Raw genomic sequence first — 1,026 nt, 5'->3', positions numbered from 1 at the left:
TAGCATTCCTGTAGATCGCTATTTTTGAGCTTTGAAAAAAATAGGGCTCCTCAGTAAGATATGAGTAAGACACGACTCTAACTCAAACTTAGGAGGAACCCTTACTATGAAGTTTAAAATGCAGGACAAACAAAATCAACTAATAGAAAGAATTACTGATAAACATCTTGTGGTTGGTGTGGATATTGCACAACAATTTCACGTAGCCAGAGCAGTGAATTTCCGTGGGATTGTCGTAGGAGATCCAATCACTTTTCCAAACAACGAAGAGGGATTTTCGTCCCTATTAATCTGGATTAATAACCTTAAAAGATTACATAAACTTGAGGCTGCCATAGTTGGTATGGAACCTACCGGTCATTATTGGATTAACCTTTCTAAATGGCTGATGAAACAAGATATTGAGGTAGTGACAGTTAACCCTCATTTGGTGAAAAGAAATAAAGAAAACCGTGATAATACCCAATCAAAGAGTGATAAAAAAGACGCTCTTGTAATAGCCGATATGGTGAAGAACGGTTACTACGCTTTTGTAAGGAATACTTCTGAGTCGTTTGAAAAGCTCAGAGTACTCATGTCAAATCGGGATGTCATTGTTAAGAGACTTGTAAGCTCGATTAATCAATTGAATCGCTGGGTGGATATTGTCTTCCCCGAGCTTAGGCAAGTATTTAAAGACATCACTGCTAAAGGGGCCATCGCAACACTTCGGCTTTTCCCATCTCCAATGGAACTGGGTTCCATGAAGCCTGAAGAGATCGTGGCCGGGTGGAAGTCACTCATGAAGCGACAGCCTGGATTAAAGAAAGCCTATTTACTCCTCAATGTAGCCAGGAAATCAGTTGGTACAAGACAAGCATTAGATGCTTATAAATTTCATCTTGAACAATTACTCGAAGAGTATGACCTTGCGATTCAACAACTTGAAAGAGTTGAGCTGGCAATCAAGGATGAACTACCTAAAATTCCTTTCGCGAATAAGTTACTTATGATTAAGGGAATTAGTGAAATTTCGTTAGCTGGTAT

Annotated in this window: 1 protein-coding gene; it reads left to right on the top strand. The window is 39.1% G+C overall.

All coding sequences use genetic code 11. The features are described 5' to 3' along the window. Nucleotides 1-106: 106 nt before the first annotated feature. On the top strand, nt 107-1,026 hold a 920-nt coding region (locus M3204_RS23440; RefSeq protein ID WP_251489058.1), incomplete at its 3' end, for an IS110 family transposase.

This window comes from Mesobacillus subterraneus (assembly GCF_023715485.1).
Lineage (GTDB): Bacteria > Bacillota > Bacilli > Bacillales > Cytobacillaceae > Mesobacillus > Mesobacillus subterraneus_B.
This window is presented reverse-complemented; position numbering and strand designations above follow the sequence as displayed.